This is a genomic window from Massilia sp. DJPM01 (assembly GCF_030348125.1).
Lineage (GTDB): Bacteria > Pseudomonadota > Gammaproteobacteria > Burkholderiales > Burkholderiaceae_D > Telluria_A > Telluria_A frigida.
Map to the genome: position 1 here is coordinate 18,425 of NZ_JAQOZV010000032.1, position 17,689 is coordinate 36,113.

Sequence of the window (17,689 nt, forward strand, 5' to 3'; positions counted from 1 at the left end):
TTTCTGTATTGTTGTCATCCAGGCTCACCCGCTGCAAAACCAGTCACGGTAACGGAGTTTTATGACGCGCTCATGACGGCGGAGCGGGCCGCCGTCCTTGTGTTGCCGCGCGCTACACGGGCGGCGAGTCCACGCGGGGCGAGTCCACGCGGGGCGCATCCACGCCGGGCGCATCCACGCGGGGCGAATCCACGCCGGGCGAGTCCACGCGGGGCGCATCCACGCGGGGCGAATCCACGCCGGGCGCATCCACGCGGGGCGAGTCCACGCCGGGCGAGTCCACGCCGGGAGCATTCCCGGTGGGCGCGGCCGCCACCTTGTTGCGCCCGCCCTGCTTGGCCGCGCGCAGGGCTTCGTCGGCGCGCTTGAACAGGCTCACCGTGCTGTCGTCCGGGCGGATCACGGTCACGCCGAAACTGGCGGTCATCGAAATCATCGCCCGTTCGGTCTTGACCGGACTGGCCTCGACCGCCGCGCGGATGCGCTCGGCCACCATCAGCGCCTCGTCCAGGCCGGTGCGCGGCAGCAGCAGGGCGAATTCCACCCCCACCAGGCGGCCCATCTGGTCACTGTCGCGCAACTGGCGCTTGCACACCTCGGCCACGCTGCGCAGCACCGTGTCGCCGGCCGGATGGCCATAACTGTCATTGACCCGCTTGAACTGGTCGAAGTCGAGCATCACCAGCGCGCTCGGCTGGCCGGGCCGGCGCGCCAGCGCCATCCACGGCGCCAGGGCGGCGAAAAAGCTGCGCCGGTTGGGCAGGTCGGTGAGCGGATCGACCAGCGCCAGGCGCTCCAGTTCGAGCCGCTGCTGCTCGCGCGCCAGCAGCAGGAAGCCGTAACCGTTGAACAGCATCAGCAAGTACAGCGCGCCCGAGGTCAGCACCTGCAGCAAGCCCTTGCTCAGCCAGCCCCAGCCGCCCGGCATGGTCAGCACCAGGATGCCGCGCGCCGCCACCAGCAGCGCCAGGAAAGCGATGGCGAGCACCAGGAAGCGGTGCAGCATGCTGCCGCCGCGCCAGCCGCGCGCCAGGGCCGCCGCGCTGGCCAGGTGCAGAGCGCCCAGGATCAGCGCCCCGGCCACCACCCGCATGCCGGCTTCGTCGATCACATAGCACACCAGGAACAGCGCCACCGAGACGGCGATGACGGGATAGGCGACGCGGCGCCAGGCCAGGCGCCCGGCCGCTTCCCACAGCGCGCCCGCTTCCAGGCCGACCCCGGCGAACAGCACCGCGTAGCCGGCCGGGACCGACACCGCATCGGGCACCACGCCGCTGCCGTTGAAATACAACAGCAGCCAGGCCACAGCCTGGCACTGCTTGGCGATGGCCCAGGTCGACCAGCTGAGCGACTTGCCGCGTTCGTATTCGTAGAAAAACAGCGCCGCCGCCAGGCTCAGGTTGCCCAGAGCGAGCGCAAACAACATCGTGCTGATGTCCATCGCCGCGCCTGGGGCGTCAGATTTCGTGCTCGACGTTGCTGCTGCCGTCACCGATCTTGCTGGCCCAGGCTTGCGCGAAGAATTGCTTTTCTATCTCATTGGGCAAGTCGTTCCAGAACACGATCAGGGTGCCCTTGTGGTCGTGGATCTGGGTGAACTTCTCGATGAAGCCCTCGACACCGGCAAGATCGGCCAGCGCCACCACATAGCCGTACACCCGGGTCAGCCGCTCGATGCGGTCCGGCTCGGTGAAGCTGTTGGTCGCGGTGATGGTGGGGTGGTCTAAAAACATAGTCTCTCCGGGTTGGCCGTGCCGCAGGCTGGCCGCTTGAAGCCGGCCACACACAGCCGGGGCAGGATCAGCTTATCAGAAACCGATGGGGCGCAACAGGGGCGCGTGGGAGCGCGCGCCGGCGCCGCGCTCCGCTATACTGGCGCCAGCCCAGCCTGCCCCGGACCGCCATGCCGCCATTGACCGACCAACCCCTGCCGCCGCCGCCCGCCTCCGCCCCGGCACACGGCGTACCCCTGGTGCAGACCCGCGGCGACCGCCGCACCCTCGAATTCCTGCCCGGCGACGTGCAGTCCGAAATGCGCCTCTCGCGTCCGGAAGCGCTGGTGCTGGCCTACTGCCGCGCCATCATGTGCTTCGCCCTGTTCGTGCCGCGCCCGCGCGCCATCGTCATGGTCGGACTGGGCGGCGGCTCGCTGGCCAAATTCTGCTACCGCCACTTTCCGCAGGCGCGCATCACCGTGATCGAGCTGCGCGCCGACGTGATCGCCCTGCGCGAACAATTCTGCGTGCCGCCCGACGACGCGCGCTTCAGCGTGGTCCATGCCGACGCGGTCGACTGGCTGGCCGCCGCGCCGGCCTGCGCCGACGTGCTGCTGATCGATGGCTTCGACAGCGCCGGCCTGCCGCCGGCGCTGGGCACGGCGCGCTTCTACGGCGACTGCCGCGCCGCCCTGCGCGATGGCGGCGTGCTGGTGGCCAATATCTTCAGCTACGACCCGCGCTACGCCGGCATGCTGGCGCGCCTGCGCCTGATGTTCAACGAGCGCGTCTGCTGGTTCGAGCGCAGCGCCGGCAACAACCGCATCCTGTTCGCCGTCAAGGCCCCGGCCCGGCTCGATCCCGCCCAGCCGCTGCCGCGCGCCCTGCGCCTGCAGCGCTGGGTGGCGCGGCGCCAGGGCCTGGGCAGCAGCCTGCTCAACCGCCTGCTGGTGCGCGCCGTCGTGGCATGGCTGCAACACCCGTTCAAGCCCTCCAAATGAATGCCGCCCCGGCGCGCCACGTCGCTTTTTTGTTGCTACCGATCAATCGCGTTACCGATTTTCATCATTTTGTGACAAACTAAAGCCGCATTCGGAGCGGCGCGCGGGCGCCGCCGTCTTCTATTAGGAAACAGGAAATGTTGCGTCGTCGCTTGCCGTTCTCGCTCTCCGTCGCGGCAGCGCTCACCCTCGGCGCTGGCCTGGCTGCCACCGCGCTGCTGGCGCTGGCCGTGGCCCGGCTCGAAGACGACAAGCACGCACTCGCCTTCCAGCAGCGCGCCACGGTGCGCGTGGCCGCCATCCGCCAGGGGCTCGACGAAGCGGTCGAAGTAGTCACCGTCACCAACCAGCTGTTTGCCACGGTGCACCCGGTCACGCGCCGCCAATTCCACGACTTCACCCAACCGCTGCTGCAGCGCTACCCCTTCATCCAGGCCTTCAACTTCCACCGGCTGGTCAGCGGCGCCGAACGCGAAGCGGCCGAGGCCGAGCTGGGGCAGGTGGTGCCGGGCACCCGCATCACCGAAATGGGGCCGCAGGGACGCCACCTGGCGCCGCCGCGCGCGCGCTACAGCGTGGTCGACTACCTGGAACCGATGCAAGGCAACGAAGCGGCCTTCGGCCTGTCCGTCAGCCCGAATGCGCAAGTCATGAACGCGCTCGACCAGGCCACCGCCAGCGGGCGCGCCGCCGCCACCGGCCTGCTCAGCCTGGCGCAGGACAAGCGCCCGCAAGGCGGCTTCGAAGTCATCATGCCGGTGTACCGGCCCGGCGCCGCGCTCGGCAGCGCCGACCAACGGCGCGCCGCCCTGATCGGCGACACCGCCGCCATCATCCGCGCGCGCGACCTGGTCGACAAGATCCTGCGCGGCGCCGACCTGCACGCCGACCAGGGCGTGCACCTGGCGGTGTACGCCACTGCCGGCACCGACCCGGCCCACCTGGTGTACGCCAGCGTCGGGCTGGACGCGGCCATGCGCGAGCACGCCGCCCTCGGCCCGCTGCGCCGCTGGGCCACCGCGCGCCACCGCGAACGCCACAGCGCCGCGCTCGAGGTCGCCGGCCAGCCCTGGACCGTGGTGGTCAGCGCCGCCCCGCGCCCGGTCTTGCACAACCATCCCGGCGGGGCATTCACCCTGGCCGGCGGGCTGCTATTCACCTTGCTGATGGCCGCCTTCGTGCACACCCTGGTGCAGCGCTCGCGCCGCGTCCAGCTGCTGGTCGACGAACGCACCGCCGACCTGAAACTGTCCAACCAGCGCCTGATCGACGACGTGCTGGCGCGGCGCCGCACCGAAGCGGCGCTGCAGGAAAGCGAACAGCGCTTCCGCCAGCTGGTCACCATGTCCTCCGACTGGTACTGGGAACAGGACGCCGACCTGCGCTTTATCGACATCACCGGCGGGCTCGGCGAAAAAGGCGGGTTCGCGGCCGGGCCCCTGATCGGCCGCACGCGCTGGGAAACCGTGCCCGGCATGCAAGAGAGCGACTGGGGCAAGTCCCACATGGCGCAACTGCTGGCGCGCGAAGCGTTCACCGACCTCGCATACGAAACCGTCGACGAAAACGGCGAGACGCGCTGGTTCAGCATCAACGGCGAACCGGTGTTCGACGCCGGCGGCGTATTTCGCGGCTACCGCGGCACCGGCACCGACATCACCGCCCGCAAGCTGACCGAGCAGCGCATCCAGCACATCGCCCAGCACGACGTGCTCACCGGCCTGCCCAACCGCAGCCTGCTGCAGGACCGCCTGGGCCAGGCGGTGGCGTATTCGCAGCGCTGCGAGCGGCCGGTGTGGGTCTTGCTGATCGACCTGGACCGCTTCAAATTCGTCAACGACAGCATGGGCCACAAGGCCGGCGACGTGCTGCTGATGACGATCGCGGCGCGCCTGCGCGCGGCCCTGCGCGACACCGACACCGTGGCGCGCCTGTCGGGCGACGAATTCGTCGCCATCCTCACCGAACACGCCGAGGAACGCCTGCAGGCCGACGTGGTGCGGCGCCTGATGGACGCGGTGGCGCAGCCGGTGCCGCTCGGGACCAAGGAATTTTTCGTCACCTGCAGCATCGGCGTGGCCGTGTTCCCCACCGACGGCACCCCGGCCGACAGCCTGATCGAACACGCCGACATCGCCATGTACCGCGCCAAGAAACTGGGCCGCAACAACTTCCAGTTCTACACCCCGGCCATGAACGACGAAGCGCAAGAACGGGTACGCATCGAAAGCGCGCTGCGCAGCGCGCTGGAACGCAAGGAATTCGTGCTGCACTACCAGCCCCAGGTCAACCTGGCCAGCGGCCAGATTGTCGGCATGGAAGCGCTGATCCGCTGGCAGCATCCCGAACTGGGCGTGGTGGCGCCCAACCGCTTCATCTCGGTGGCCGAGGAAACCGGGCTGATCGTGCCGATCGGCGCCTGGGTGATGCGCACCGCCTGCGCCCAGAACAAAGCCTGGCAGGATGCCGGGCTGGGCATGCTGCGGGTAGCCGTGAACCTGTCGGCGCGCCAGTTCGGCGCCCCCGACCTGCTGGCCGAGATCCGCGACGTGCTGGCCCAGACCGGGCTGGCGCCGGCGCTGCTGGAGATCGAACTGACCGAAAGCCTGTTCATGAGCGACGTCACGCTCGCGGTCGAACTGCTGCACAGCATGAAGTCGCTCGGCGTGAACCTGTCGATCGACGACTTTGGCACCGGGTATTCGAGCCTGTCGTATCTGTCGCGTTTTCCGATCGACGTGCTCAAGATTGACCGCTCGTTCGTGTCCGACATCACGCGCGACGCCAACGATGCCGCGATCGTGGCCTCGATCATCGCGCTGGCGCACAACCTGAAGCTGTCGGTGATTGCCGAAGGGGTGGAGACGACCGAGCAGCTCGACTACCTGCGGCGCCATGGCTGCGACGAAATGCAGGGCTACTTCTTCAGCCGTCCGCTGGCCGCGCCGGCCTTTGAGGCACTGCTGCGCGAGCGCGCCAGCCTGGCGCCGGCGACGGTAGCGGTGTCGGCTGTGCAGGATGCGGCGGCCGAAGTGTAAGGATGCGGCAGTGCGCGTGGTCAGATCGACATCTTTGTTCAAAAATAGACTATCATCTTTGACTGAGAGCCATTTTCGAGCCAAGCGACCCACATGAGTGAAGAATTCCAGCGCCAGCGGGCCGATGCGCACGGCAGCGAAGCGACCAGTCCGCGCACCGATTTCCGCACGCGCGACGTGGTCAACCAGGCGATTGCCGCGATCCCCACGCTGGGTGTGCAGCAGGCGGCCGAATACCTGGCGGCGATGAAGGTGCCGCCCGAAGTGGCGATCCGCACGCTGATCTACAAAGGCACGCGCCGCGACGAACCGTAGCGCCCGCCCCCCGGCTCACGACTCCCACAACCGGGACTCCCACAACCGGGGTCTGACCTCTGACTCGAAATATTGTTAAATCCCCGCCCAATTTCGCTGCACATCAAACAACTATTTCCTACCCGGGGTCAGACCTCGGTTAGGAAACACCCTTGCGCACAGGTGCATGCATCGATGCCCAGAGGCAACCCACTGCGGAAGATTACTGTGCTTGTGGTGCGATGATCCGTGGACAAGGCACTTGGGAGCAGAAAAGTTGCACAACCGAGGTCTGCCCCCCGATTGTGCCAGAATGTGAAATATTGCTAATCAGAGGTCAGACCCCGGTGGTGGGCTTAGATGTTTTGGGCGTCGATGTCGGCCAGCGATTCGCGGCCTTTGTCGGTGACGCCGTGGCCGCCCGCTTCGAGCGGGGCGATGTGGGATTTTTTGCCGAGGAACACCAGCACGTCGGCGTCAACTACCGCCGCCGGGTCGGCCAGCAGCGCACGCAGGCCGGCGATGCAGCGGCGCAGGAACAAGACTTGCTGCCCCTTGTCCGTCAGCGCAAGCTTGCCGTCCTTGCTGTACTGGATCATTTTCAGGCCCGCCAGACGCTTGGCGTTGCGCCCGACGCAGGCGTTGAAGCGGTCATGCTTCGCCCCACCCAGGATGTGCCCGAGCGCGTCGTATTCGTCTGTGGTCAATTTCTCGTTCTTCATTGCTGATTTCCATGTGGCCAATTTTCGGCCCCCATGGTAACCGCGCAGGCTGCCCGCGGCAACCTGCATTCGCTGCCCACTGTTACTTTACTGTGCGGAACAGGAACCAGACAACGCCAATACTGATCAAGGCGCTGACCAGCAGCAGCACTTGCAGCGGACGCGAGCGCAGTACCGAGGAGCGCCCAAGGTAGATCTTGTTGTGTAAGGAATTGCCCATCATGTTCTCCTGGAACAAAACAACGGTCGATGGATTAATTATAGAAAATGGCGGCCATTCCGGGTGTGATCGCGAACACAAATAGCAACAAATGTGGACTAACAGCAACAGCACCCACCATGCGGCCGCGCCCTACTGCGCGCCAGCCGATGCCTTGCACTGTTAGCATCGTTGCGAGAGCGCCGCGCCAGTGCGGCACCTCCTAACAGATTGGAGACTCCCATGCATGCCACCAAACCGTTCCCCGACCCGGCCGACGCCAAGTCGCTGATCGACGAAGCCGATATCGGCAGCGGCGAAAAACCGCCTTCCCAGCTCGACACCGAGGCCATGATCCGCCAGATCCCGCCCCTGCCGCCATCGGACCTGAACGATGCCGACAGCGACAATGGCAGCGCGGCCGCCGCCGACCAGTTCGATGGCGGCGAGAATCGCGACAAGCGCGAGCATGACGCTTCGCTCGAACGCGATGAGCCGAGCGAACAGCTCGACCAGCTCGATCCGGTCCCGCCCAAGGGCCAATAAGCGTCCGCGCCGGGCAGGCCGGGACGTCTCCCTTAGGCCTTGATCGGCGGCACCGGCATGGCCGGCTCTTCGACCGGCGCGTTGACCGGCGGCGGCACGTCGTCCGGTACCGGCGCCGGTGTCGGATCGGTGGGCGGCACGCCGTCCGGATCGGGCGTCGAGTGGGCGCGCTGCGGCGGTGTAAACGGGTTCTCGTTGCTGGTCATGGAATGCCTTTCCTCAAGTGTGAATGCAAATATCAACATCGCGATGTCCGCTGCGGCGCACGTCCTGCGCGCGCCGCAAGCCTGCCTTTCCGGTATCGTTGATCCTTCCGGGCGCCACGTCCGGAACCACCACCACCCCGGCAAAAAGGCCTAGCGCATGTGCGGACGTCTCGATCAAAACCATACCGCCATTGAATACATCGCGGCGCTGCATTGGCGCGGCGCCGCCCCGCGCGTGGCCAGCCAGACCGCGCCCAGCTACAACGCGCCACCTGGCACCTGGCGCCCGCTGATGCGCATCGCCGGCGGCCAGCTGCACATCGAGGATGCCTTCTGGGGCTACCGCGCCTCCTGGGCTGCGGACAAGCTGCCCGTCTCCATCAATGCGCGCCTCGAAAAACTCGGCAACCGTTACTGGACGCCCCTGCTCAAGGCCGGCCGCGCCATCGTCCCGGCCGACGGCTGGTACGAATGGACTGGCGAGAAGGGCAGGAAGCAGCCCTGGCACATCCACCTCAAGACGCGCGAACCGCTGTTCATCGCCGCCATCGGCGCCTGCGGCAGCGCGCGCGAACAGGCCGCCGAGTCGGGCTTCGTGATCGTCACCGCCGATGCCGAGGGCGGCATGGTCGATGTGCACGACCGCCGTCCGGTCGTCTTCAGCGCCGCGGATGCGGCCCTGTGGCTGGACCCGGACCTGTCCGCCCAGCAAGCCGAACAGCTGGCACGCTCGGTCGCGCTCGGCCCCGACGCTTTCGAATGGCATCCGGTCGCCAAGGACGTGGGCCGCGCCGGCAACGATGGGCCGCACCTGGCAGCCCAGCGCGATCTGCTGGACTGAATCGGGCCCCGGCCGGCGGCGCGCCAGCTCAGCGCTCGGGTTCACGCTCGCGCGACAAGGCCAGCAGGTTGTCGATCTCGATGCGCGCCACTTCCACGCCGGCCACGCAAGCCACCTGCGCGGTGGCGTGGCCGCCCGCCGTCTGGCTGCGCGTGAGCGCTGGCGCGGGATCGGTATCCTGTCCGCCCTCCCCGGTCTTGGTGATGCGGTATTCGAAGTCCCACTGGTCGCCGCAATCCTTGATCGGCGTGACCGCGATGGTAAATCCTTTGTATTCGTCCGTTGTGATTTGCATATCATTCCTTATGGTTGTTCGCAGCCTAGCATGGAAGGCCGCCGGCTTGCCGCAGGCGTGCAAATCGTGCGCCCCGTCCCCGCCCCGGCACGCACCGGACCCGGTATAGTGGCAGTTCCCTCCGCTCCCACCCGACCACGATGAAGACTGTCCTGCCTGTGATGGCCCCGGCCCTGCTGGTACCGGCCCTGCTCGCGTCCGGCGCCGCCCTGGCCGCGCCGATGACCCTGGCCGATTACCTGGCCCTCTCCGGCCCGCCGCCGACCGCGACAATCGCCTATGGCGGCGCGCCCTCGCAGTTCGCCGAATTGTTCCGTCCGGCCGGCCCCGGGCCGTTTCCGGTGGTGGTGCTGGTGCACGGCGGCTGCTGGACGGTGGAGTACGGCGGCATCAGCCAGATGCACAATGTGGCCGGCGCGCTGGCCGCGCGCGGCATCGCCGTGTGGAACGTGGAATACCGCCGCGTCGACGAGGAAGGCGGCGGCTATCCCGGCACCTACCTCGACATGAACGCCGCGCTCGACAAGCTGGCCGCCGAAGCGCCCGCCCACCAGCTCGATACCGGCCGCATCGTCGCGGTCGGCCATTCGGCCGGCGGCCAGCTGGTGCAGTGGATCGCGGGGCGCAGCCGGATTGCGCCGACCAGTCCCCTGTTCCACCCCAGCCCCTTGCCGGTGCGCGAGGTGATCAGCCTGGGCGGCCTGGCCGACCTGCGCCACGAACAGGCCCTGATCAAGACCAGCTGCGGACGCGACCTGGCGCAACTGGCGGGCACCCCCAGCGCCAGCCGGCCCGACATCTTTGCCGACACCAACGCCGCCGAGCTGATACCCAACTGCAGCCGCACGATGCTGGTCACGGGCGAACTCGACACCATCTCGCCGCCGCGCGCGGCGCACGACTATGCGGCGCGGGCGCGTGCCGCCGGCGACCGCGCCGAGGTGCTGATCTTGCCGGGCGCCAGCCACTACGATGAAATCGCGGCCAGCTCGCCCGCCTGGAAACTGGTCCTGCCCTTGATCGAACGCGCGCTCGGCATGGCCGAATGAGCGCGTGCGCCCGGGCCGCTGCCGTTGCCGGGCAACGACGTCCGCCGCCAAAGCGTGCCGAAAACCGCAGTCGCTGACGAATAGCGATTAACAATCACAATCGCGTGGCGTAGCGTAGCTATCACAGCGGCCTGATCCAGGGCCGCCTCCAGCGGCACGCCCGCGCCACCGCAGCCGGGATCGCCCTGCCTCGTTCACACGTTTGACGGAGACCCGCATGCGCGATAATCTGAAGGCAGGCACGCGTCTGCTGAGCGCTTTCCTGGCCGTCGCCATCCTCGGCGCCGCCGTGGCCGTGGTCGGCATCATCAACTTGGCCATCATGAACGAGCATGCCGGGCGCGCATACGACCAGGAACTGCCCGGCCTGTCCCACGCCAAGGAAGCGAACATGAACCTGATCTCTATCGGGCGCGCCGCGCGCGGGGTGCTGGTGGCCACGACGCCCGGGCAGGCGCGCCGTTTCGGCGAGCAGGTCGGCAAGGGGCGCCGCCAGCTGCACGAAAATCTGGAAAAAGCCCGCCCGCGCTACGCGCTCGAGAGCGGCAAGATGCTGCTGGCCAGCGTCGAGCGCAGCCTGGCGGACTACGAGGGCATGCTTCCGGAGTTGATGGCATTGGCGCAGGACCTCACGCCCGCGGGCCGCGCCCTGGCGGCCGAATTCGCCCTCGGCCCCCTGGCCGCCAAAGCCGGCATCGTCGACGAACAGCTCGCGGCGCTGGCGGCCCGGAAAGAGAACATGTCCGCCGCGATGGCCGCCGCCTCGGACCGGCATTACCGCAGCAGCCAGGCCCTGATGGTCGCGCTGGCGCTCGCCAGCCTGGCCGCTGGCGTGGGGCTGGGTTTGTGGATCACGCGCGGCCTGACGCGCCAGCCCGGCGCCGAAGCGGCTTGCGCGCTGCAGGTGGCCGCTGCGCTCGCCGCCGGCGAATGGTCGACCGTGATCCAGCCCCGTCCCGGCGAGCACGTGTGCGGCATCGCCCCGGCCAACATGGAGCAGGGCACCGGCAAGGAGCAGGCCGGGATGGCGATCGCCCGGATCGATCAAGTGACCCTGGAAAACGCGGCCCTGGTCGAACAGGCCGCCACGGCGGCGGGGGCGATGCAGGAACGGGCCGCCCATCTGGCGCACGTGGTCAGCATGTTCAAGTTGGGCAATGAATATACCGCGCGCGCGGCTATCCCCGCGCCGGTGTTGACGCCCTGACGCGCCGCGCCGCCGGCGCCCACAGGGCCAGGTCCGAGCACGCCACCGCCACGCACGGCAAGGTATCGCCAGCGCGTTTTTCGTCGGCACTGATGCCCGGCCAGTCGATCAGGTAAGCCACCTCGCCGGCCGCCACCCGGCACAGGCAAGTGCGGCAGCTGCCGTTGCGGCAGGAAGCGGGCAGCTCGATGCCGGCGTCCTCGGCCGCCAGCAGCAGCGCGCGCCCCGGCGCCGCCTCGAAGCGCCAGCCGGCTGGCTGCACGGTAATCAGATAAGTGCTCATGTGCGCATTTTACCCGGCCGGCTGCCCCTTAGTACGCTGCCGCACAGACTGTATATCCGAGCGGAATTAATCTCAGGTATCCGATTCTCAAGGGGCTTTCATTGAAACCATCTTCGCTTTGCCTGATCGCCGCCATGTTCGCGGGCGCGGCCACCGTTCCAACCGCCATGGCCGCCAGCGCGCCGTCCGCCCTGGCGATCGACGCCGTTAACGCGGCGGGCAAGACGGCGGCCGCGCCCGCCAAGCCGGGCAAGGGCGCGAAAGCGGGCAAAGTGGCCGCGCCAGCCCTGCTGCGCGCCCAGGTCCTGCTCGACCGCGCGCGCTTTTCCAGTGGCGAGATCGATGCCGCCTCGGGCTCGAACATGCGCCTGGCGCTGGCCGGCTTCCAGAAAAAATCCGGTCTGGAACCGTCCGGCACGCTCGACGAAGCGACCTGGGCCGCGCTGAACGCCGACCAGGCCGACGCCCTGGTCAGCTACACCCTGAGCGAGGCCGACGTGGCCGGTCCGTTCGAAGCGATCCCCGCGAGCATGGCCGAGAAAGCCAGGCTGGCCACGCTCGGTTACAGCAGCGCGCTGGAAGCGCTGGGCGAAAAATTCCACCTCAGCCCGGCCCTGCTGGCGCGCCTGAACCCGGGCAAGGATGTCGGCCGCGCCGGCGAGACCATCGTGGTCCCGAACGTACTCGACATCGAGCCGCTGCCGAAGGCCGCGAAGATCGTGGTGGACCGCTCGGACCGCTCGCTGACCCTGCTCGATGCCGAAGGCAAGGTGCTGGCCCAGTTCCCCGCGTCCACCGGCAGCGCGCACGATCCGCTGCCGATCGGCACCTGGAAAGTCAACGGCGTGGCGCGCCACCCGGTCTACCACTACAACCCGAAACTGTTCTGGGATGCCAGCCCCGGCGACAAGAAAGCCAAGCTGCCGGCCGGCCCCAACAACCCGGTGGGGGTGGCCTGGGTCGATCTGTCGAAAGACCATTACGGCATCCACGGCACGCCCGTGCCGGCCTCGATCGGCAAGACCCAGTCGCACGGCTGCATCCGTCTGACCAACTGGGACGTGAGCACGCTGACCGAGTCGGTCGGCTACGGCACCGAAGTGCTGTTGCAGGAATGAACAAACAGGAACATCGGCTGGCACACCCTTCACAAGCAAAAAGGATAATTTCATGAAATGGCTACTTACTTTCCTGGCAGGCTTGCTGCTCGGCGCAGGCTCCCTGTTCGTCTACCTGCGCACGGTGCCCGTGCCCAAGCCGGCGCAAGTGGTCGTGGTGGCGCCCGCCGCCCCGGCCACGGCAGCGGTGGCGGCGCCGGCGGCCGCGGGCGGCGTGTCCTTGCCGGTGTCCGAGCTGCCCGGCGTACCGGTGGTGAGCACCGACCTGAGCGAACTGGACTTGCCGCTGCGTCCGGCCATGAGCGAGGTCGCCCTGCCCGCCGCCAACGGCGCCGGCGCGGCCACGGTGGCGGCCGGCGCCAAGCTGATGGTGCCGGTCGAGGGCGTCAAGCTGGCCAGCCTGCGCGACAATTTCGACCAGCCGCGCGGCGCCGACCGCCACCATGAAGCGCTCGACATCATGGCGCCCAAGGGCAGCAAGGTGCTGGCGGTGAGCGATGGCAAACTGGTCAAGCTGTTCAACAGCAAGCCGGGCGGCCTGACGGTGTACCAGTTCGATCCGAGCGAAAAATACGCGTATTACTACGCGCACCTGGACCGTTACGCCGAGGGCGTGAAGGAAGGCATGGATCTCAAGCGGGGCGACCTGGTCGGCTATGTCGGCGTGACCGGCAATTCGGACCCGAACGCACCCCACCTGCACTTTGCCGTGGTCGAACTGACCGCCGAAAAGAAATGGTGGAAAGGCACGCCCATCAATCCCTTCCCGCTGATGGGCGAGTAATCAGCGCTGGCGCAGGGCGCGCACGCGCCGTGCGCGCCCCATTCCGAGCAGCATCATGCCTGCTCCCAGCGCCAGGATGGCCGGCGTGCCCGGCTCATCGACTTTGCCCACGTCACCGTCGGGCGTGAGCAGGAAGCCGCGGCACAGGCCGCTTGTATTGCAGCCGTGCGCGGTAATCTGGCCCAGGTCGTTGATATCGGCCGCGTAGTTGAGGGTCCAGCCGAAGCCCGGCCCCACCAGATCATTCAAATCGCGCATGCTGCCATCCGCATACAGGAAGGCGTGCACCGCCTTGCCGCCGGCGATGTCGGAACTGCCCACCGCATGGCCCGCATTGTTGATCCCGTAGCTGATGCTGTTGGCGCCGCCCAGGGTGCTCAGGTCGTTCATGATGCCGTCGTCGAAGATGAAGGCGTGCGTGCTGGCGTCGCCCGCCATATAGGAAAAGCCCGCCACCGCGCCGCGCTCGTTGATCCGGTTCGCTTCGCTGTAGCTGCCGCCCAGGGTGCCGAGGTCGTGCATGCCGCTGTCGTCGCCGCGGAAGGCGTGATACTGGCCGTTGGCGAGGTCGGCGCGCCCGACCACCACGCCGCTGTTGTTGATGTCGGCGCCGTGGCTGTTGCTGCCGCCCAGGGTGCCGAGGTCGCGCATCTGGCCGCCGGGCGTGTAGCGGAAGGCGGCCTGGGTGCCGTCGGCGCGGTCGGCGCTGCCGCCCACCTGGCCGGCATTGTTGATGCCTTTGGCGTCGCTATTCCTGCCGCCCAGGCTGCCGATGGCGTCGATCTTGCCCCCGCTAAAAATCACCGCCTGCGATTCGCCGCTGCTCGATTGCACCTGCCCGGCCGCCACGCCGGCGTCGTTGATGCCGCTGGCATAGCTGCGGGTCGACCTGTCGGGACTGAGGCTGTGCATGGCACCATCGCGCGAGATGTAAGCGCTGCTGATATTGTTGCTGTTGAGCGCGTAGCCGACCACGGCGCCGTTGTTGTTGATGGCGCGCACGTCGCCACTGTCGCCGCCAAGACTGCCCAGATTCTTGACTGAATATAAAGGCGCGGCCCGGGCGGTGGCCTGAACCAGGAACATGGACAGCAGACCAAGCTGCAGCAGGTACGGTGTGACAGGCATAAGCGACTCCAGAAAAATAAACAGACGCGCCCGCTTCGGTGCGTGCGTCGATTCTAAACCCGATTTCCGCGCACACTTTATGTTGCCCCCGAAATAGTTCCAACCGCACACACTCAGCCGCGATTTCTATCTCATGGGCACTATTCGTTGATATCCATGCCCACATTCACGGCGGCGTAGGCGCGCTGCACGGCCACCGCCTCCTTGCTGTCCTTGCCATATAGTTCCTCGGCCGCGGCCAGCACCTTGGCGCGCGCATCCTTGTAGTCGGTACTGGATGTAAAGCGCGTGGTGGCGGCGTTGAACCAGATGCGGTAAGCCTTGTCCAGGCCGATGCCGCTCATCGCCCCCGGCGTGGCGCTCAGGTAAGTGCTGTGGGCATCGCTGGCCGGGTCGGCGTGCGAGCCCTGCGCCAGGAAATAGAACATGCGGTTGTTCGGGCCGCTGCTGTAATGCACATCCAGGCGCCTGAGCCGGGTCGACCAGGCATCCGGACTGGTGCCGTCCTTGCTCGGGCGAATCATGTAGCGCAAGGGCGTGCCGGTTTTGCTGATGTCCTTGCCAAGCATCCAGTCGTTGCCGCCGGCCGGGATCAGCGCGCCGCCGGCGCCGGCGCGCGCATACGCTTCCACCACTTCGCCGGTGATGTCCGACGACGATTCATTCAAGCCGCCCGACTCGCCCGCGTACACCAGGCGCGAGGTGGCGTCGGTGATGCCATGGCCCATTTCGTGGCCCACCACATCGAGCGCGCCCAAGCTGTTGAAGGTTGAACCATCGCCGATGAACATGCATTTGCAGGCGTCGCTGTAGTAGGCGTTGTCGTAGGCGGTGTTCACGTGCGCCGCGATGTAGGTGGCCGTGTCCTGCCCGTCCAGCGAGTGCCAGCCCAGCGCGTTCTTGAGCATGTCGTAGGTATTGGCCAGGCCCCACATGGCATTGACCGCCGCTGTCTGGCCGTTGGCGCCGGTGGTGCTGCCGCCGGCCAGGTACTGCTTGCCGTCGCCCCAGGCATTGGCGCTGTTGGTGAACACTTCCCCGGCCGTGGTGCCGTGGTTGGCGTTGGTCACCGCCAGCCCGCCGAACTTGCCGCCCTTGGCGCGCAGCGGATCGACCATGCGAAAGCCGGCGCCGCCTTCGCTCGTGCTGAGCGGCACCTCGCCGCTGTACTGGCTCTTGCCGCTGCCGGTGGCGCTCTGCAGCATGCTCCACTGCGCCAGGATGCGCCCGTTGCGGGCGCTGACGATGGTGTCGTGGTACACCGGCAGCGGACCGGCACGCAGGCGCGTGCCGACCAGCCAGGCCAGCTCGTAGCCGGCCACCACATCGGCCATGTCGAGCGCGTTGAGGGCGTCGTCGGCCTTGGCCAGCGCGGCCGGCACGCGCTCGCTCCAGACCAGCGGATAGATGAGCAGTTCGGCCGCCGGCGGCGTCTCGGCCACGGCGCCGGCCCGCACCGTGCGCAGCACCAGCGCGATGGCCTCGGCCGCCGTCAGCGCTGGCTTCACATTGAACTCGGCGGTGGCCGCACCCAGCTGGTTGGCGCTGCCGCGCCCGAGGTGGACGCGCCGCGCCGACACCGATTCGCGCACGATATTGCCAGCGCCATCGGCCACGATCACCGATTCCGACCCGAACACGCGTACGCCTTTGTACGTATGGTGGGCGCGCACCACCGTGCTACCCTGTAAGCCCGGATGCTGGCTGGCGAGCAGGAAATGGTGGTCGGCGTCCAGCCCGAGCCGGGAGCGCTGGGCGGCCAGCTGCCCCACCAGCGCGGCGGCGTTCGGCACCACTGTCACGGGGCCGTTCATCAGCGGCGGCGCGGCGCTCGGCGTCGGGTGGGCAGCAGCGAGCGCTACCGCCAGCAGGGTCGGACGAATGTTCATCAAGCATCTCCAGTGAAAAGGCCCTACTCCAGAAACGGCGCAGGCAACACCGATTGTCACAGCAGAAATCCATGAAGAATTTGCTCAAACGCAAAGAAAAGCGGAAATCCGGCGCGCTCGACGTCATCGTACGGTCATGCAAGCTTGCTACGCTCTGCGTTTTTGCAGTATCAACACTGATTCCCCCCACACCGGAGCCTATTGCGATGTACCACGTGTCCCGTACCACCCTCTCCCTGATGTGCGCCGCCAGCGTTGCGGTCTTGATGAGCGCTTGCGGCGGCGACGACACGCCCGAGCTGCAAAATCCGGGCGCCAGCTGGCCGCCACAGCCGGCCGTGACCGGCCATCGCGGCGCCTCGGCCCTGCGTCCGGAGCACACACTGGCCTCGTACAGGAAGGCGATTGAAGATGGCGCCGACATCGTCGAGCCGGACCTGGTGGCGACCAAGGATGGCGTGCTGGTGGCGCGCCACGAAAACGAGATCTCGGGCACGACCAACGTCTCGGCGCTGCCGCAATTCGCCAGCCGCAAGGCCACCAAGACCATCGACGGCATTCCCGTCAGCGGCTGGTTCACGGAAGACTTTACGCTGGCGGAACTGAAAACCCTGCGCGCGAAAGAACGCATTCCCGCCAACCGCCCGGCCAACACCGCTTTTGATGGCCAGTTCGAGGTGCCGACCCTGCAGGAAGTGATCGACCTGGTGAAGCAGGAAAGCCAGGCGCGCCACAAGACCATCGGCATCTACCCCGAGACCAAGCACCCGACCTACTTCAAGGGCATCGGCCTGCCGCTCGAAAAGCGCCTGGTCGACCTGCTGGTGGCCAATGGCTATCGCGGCAAGGACGCCGCGGTGTATCTGCAATCGTTTGAGGTGGCCAACCTGAAGCAATTGCACAAGCTGACCGACATGCGCATCGTGCAGCTGATCGACAATCCGGCCAATCCGCCGGCGCCCAATGGCGCGCCGCGCAATGCGCCGTACGACTTCGTCGCCGCCGGCAGCAAGAGCACCTACAAGGACCTGGTCACGCCGGCCGGGCTGAAAGAAATCGCCACCTACGCCGACGCCGTGTCGCCATACAAGGAAGTGATCATCGCGCGCACCGCCGCCAATGAACTGGGCAAGCCGACCAGCTTCGTGGCGGACGCCCACGCCGCCGGCCTGAAAGTGCACACCTGGACCCTGCGTCCGGAAAACCCGTTCCTGCCGCCGAGCATGCGCCGTGGCGATGTGGCCTCGCCCAGCGAGCGCGGTGACGCCATGGCTGAAATCACGGCCTACCTGAACGCCGGCATCGACGGCTTCTTCACCGACGATCCGGCCGTGGGCCGCGCGGCGGTGGCGCAGTTCAAGAAGTAAGCGG

At 67.5% G+C, this 17,689-nt stretch carries 19 protein-coding genes; 10 read left to right on the forward strand and 9 right to left on the reverse strand.

Annotated elements, in window-relative coordinates:
- Positions 1-112: 112 nt before the first annotated feature.
- The gene (locus PO883_RS20000) at positions 113-1,444 is read right to left on the reverse strand and encodes a GGDEF domain-containing protein (RefSeq protein ID WP_289311306.1); all 1,332 of its coding nucleotides are present in this window, start codon (positions 1,442-1,444) and stop codon (positions 113-115) included.
- A 16-nt stretch (positions 1,445-1,460) separates the two neighbouring features.
- Positions 1,461-1,736 carry a hypothetical protein gene (locus PO883_RS20005; RefSeq protein WP_167086854.1) on the reverse strand — a complete coding sequence of 92 codons (276 nt, stop codon included), beginning with the start codon at positions 1,734-1,736 and terminating at the stop codon, positions 1,461-1,463.
- Positions 1,737-1,906: 170 nt separating this feature from the next.
- On the opposite strand from PO883_RS20005, the gene PO883_RS20010 reads away from it, so the two are divergent.
- From PO883_RS20010 to PO883_RS20020, 3 genes are all read left to right on the forward strand, one after another.
- A complete protein-coding gene (locus tag PO883_RS20010) occupies positions 1,907-2,719 on the forward strand; it encodes a fused MFS/spermidine synthase (protein WP_289311307.1) in 813 nt (270 codons plus the stop codon).
- A gap of 137 nt (positions 2,720-2,856) precedes the next feature.
- Positions 2,857-5,757: an EAL domain-containing protein gene (locus PO883_RS20015; protein ID WP_289311308.1), complete on the forward strand. Its 2,901-nt coding sequence runs from the start codon at positions 2,857-2,859 to the stop codon at positions 5,755-5,757.
- Positions 5,758-5,850: 93 nt separating this feature from the next.
- Complete coding sequence (locus PO883_RS20020; RefSeq protein WP_167086852.1) at positions 5,851-6,072, forward strand: hypothetical protein; 222 nt, start codon at positions 5,851-5,853, stop codon at positions 6,070-6,072.
- Positions 6,073-6,407: 335 nt separating this feature from the next.
- Here the strand turns inward: PO883_RS20020 and PO883_RS20025 are convergent, their stop codons facing one another.
- Positions 6,408-6,773, reverse strand: a complete 366-nt coding sequence (locus PO883_RS20025; protein WP_167086851.1) for a hypothetical protein — start codon at positions 6,771-6,773, stop codon at positions 6,408-6,410.
- 82 nt (positions 6,774-6,855) lie between these two features.
- Positions 6,856-6,996, reverse strand: a complete 141-nt coding sequence (locus tag PO883_RS20030; RefSeq protein ID WP_289311309.1) for a hypothetical protein — start codon at positions 6,994-6,996, stop codon at positions 6,856-6,858.
- A 219-nt stretch (positions 6,997-7,215) separates the two neighbouring features.
- Here PO883_RS20030 and PO883_RS20035 point away from each other — a divergent pair, with 219 nt between their 5' ends.
- Positions 7,216-7,518: a hypothetical protein gene (locus PO883_RS20035; RefSeq protein ID WP_289311310.1), complete on the forward strand. Its 303-nt coding sequence runs from the start codon at positions 7,216-7,218 to the stop codon at positions 7,516-7,518.
- 32 nt (positions 7,519-7,550) lie between these two features.
- Here PO883_RS20035 and PO883_RS20040 read toward each other — a convergent pair whose 3' ends face one another.
- Positions 7,551-7,724, reverse strand: a complete 174-nt coding sequence (locus PO883_RS20040; RefSeq protein ID WP_289311311.1) for a hypothetical protein — start codon at positions 7,722-7,724, stop codon at positions 7,551-7,553.
- 157 nt (positions 7,725-7,881) lie between these two features.
- Between PO883_RS20040 and PO883_RS20045 the strand changes: the two genes are divergently transcribed.
- Positions 7,882-8,565, forward strand: a complete 684-nt coding sequence (locus PO883_RS20045; RefSeq protein ID WP_289311312.1) for an SOS response-associated peptidase — start codon at positions 7,882-7,884, stop codon at positions 8,563-8,565.
- Between the two features lie 28 nt (positions 8,566-8,593).
- On the opposite strand, the gene PO883_RS20050 is transcribed toward PO883_RS20045, so the two are convergent.
- Positions 8,594-8,860 (reverse strand): hypothetical protein, encoded by a 267-nt coding sequence (locus PO883_RS20050; RefSeq protein ID WP_289311313.1) that lies wholly within the window; start codon positions 8,858-8,860, stop codon positions 8,594-8,596.
- Between the two features lie 140 nt (positions 8,861-9,000).
- On the opposite strand from PO883_RS20050, the gene PO883_RS20055 reads away from it, so the two are divergent.
- Positions 9,001-9,909, forward strand: a complete 909-nt coding sequence (locus PO883_RS20055) for a S9 family peptidase (protein ID WP_289311314.1) — start codon at positions 9,001-9,003, stop codon at positions 9,907-9,909.
- Between the two features lie 217 nt (positions 9,910-10,126).
- Complete coding sequence (locus tag PO883_RS20060; RefSeq protein WP_289311315.1) at positions 10,127-11,116, forward strand: MCP four helix bundle domain-containing protein; 990 nt, start codon at positions 10,127-10,129, stop codon at positions 11,114-11,116.
- On the opposite strand, the gene PO883_RS20065 is transcribed toward PO883_RS20060, so the two are convergent.
- Positions 11,088-11,399: a 2Fe-2S iron-sulfur cluster-binding protein gene (locus PO883_RS20065; RefSeq protein WP_289311316.1), complete on the reverse strand. Its 312-nt coding sequence runs from the start codon at positions 11,397-11,399 to the stop codon at positions 11,088-11,090. The genes PO883_RS20060 and PO883_RS20065 overlap by 29 nt on opposite strands.
- 101 nt (positions 11,400-11,500) lie before the next feature.
- Between PO883_RS20065 and PO883_RS20070 the strand changes: the two genes are divergently transcribed.
- Positions 11,501-12,517 (forward strand): L,D-transpeptidase, encoded by a 1,017-nt coding sequence (locus PO883_RS20070; RefSeq protein ID WP_289311317.1) that lies wholly within the window; start codon positions 11,501-11,503, stop codon positions 12,515-12,517.
- Positions 12,518-12,569: 52 nt separating this feature from the next.
- Positions 12,570-13,301, forward strand: a complete 732-nt coding sequence (locus tag PO883_RS20075) for a M23 family metallopeptidase (RefSeq protein ID WP_289311318.1) — start codon at positions 12,570-12,572, stop codon at positions 13,299-13,301.
- Here PO883_RS20075 and PO883_RS20080 read toward each other — a convergent pair whose 3' ends face one another.
- Positions 13,302-14,429 (reverse strand): hypothetical protein, encoded by a 1,128-nt coding sequence (locus PO883_RS20080; RefSeq protein ID WP_289311319.1) that lies wholly within the window; start codon positions 14,427-14,429, stop codon positions 13,302-13,304.
- Positions 14,430-14,569: 140 nt separating this feature from the next.
- Positions 14,570-16,318: a M4 family metallopeptidase gene (locus PO883_RS20085; protein ID WP_289311320.1), complete on the reverse strand. Its 1,749-nt coding sequence runs from the start codon at positions 16,316-16,318 to the stop codon at positions 14,570-14,572.
- Between the two features lie 206 nt (positions 16,319-16,524).
- On the opposite strand from PO883_RS20085, the gene PO883_RS20090 reads away from it, so the two are divergent.
- The gene (locus tag PO883_RS20090) at positions 16,525-17,685 is read left to right on the forward strand and encodes a glycerophosphodiester phosphodiesterase (protein WP_289311321.1); all 1,161 of its coding nucleotides are present in this window, start codon (positions 16,525-16,527) and stop codon (positions 17,683-17,685) included.
- The last annotated feature ends 4 nt before the right edge of the window (positions 17,686-17,689 follow it).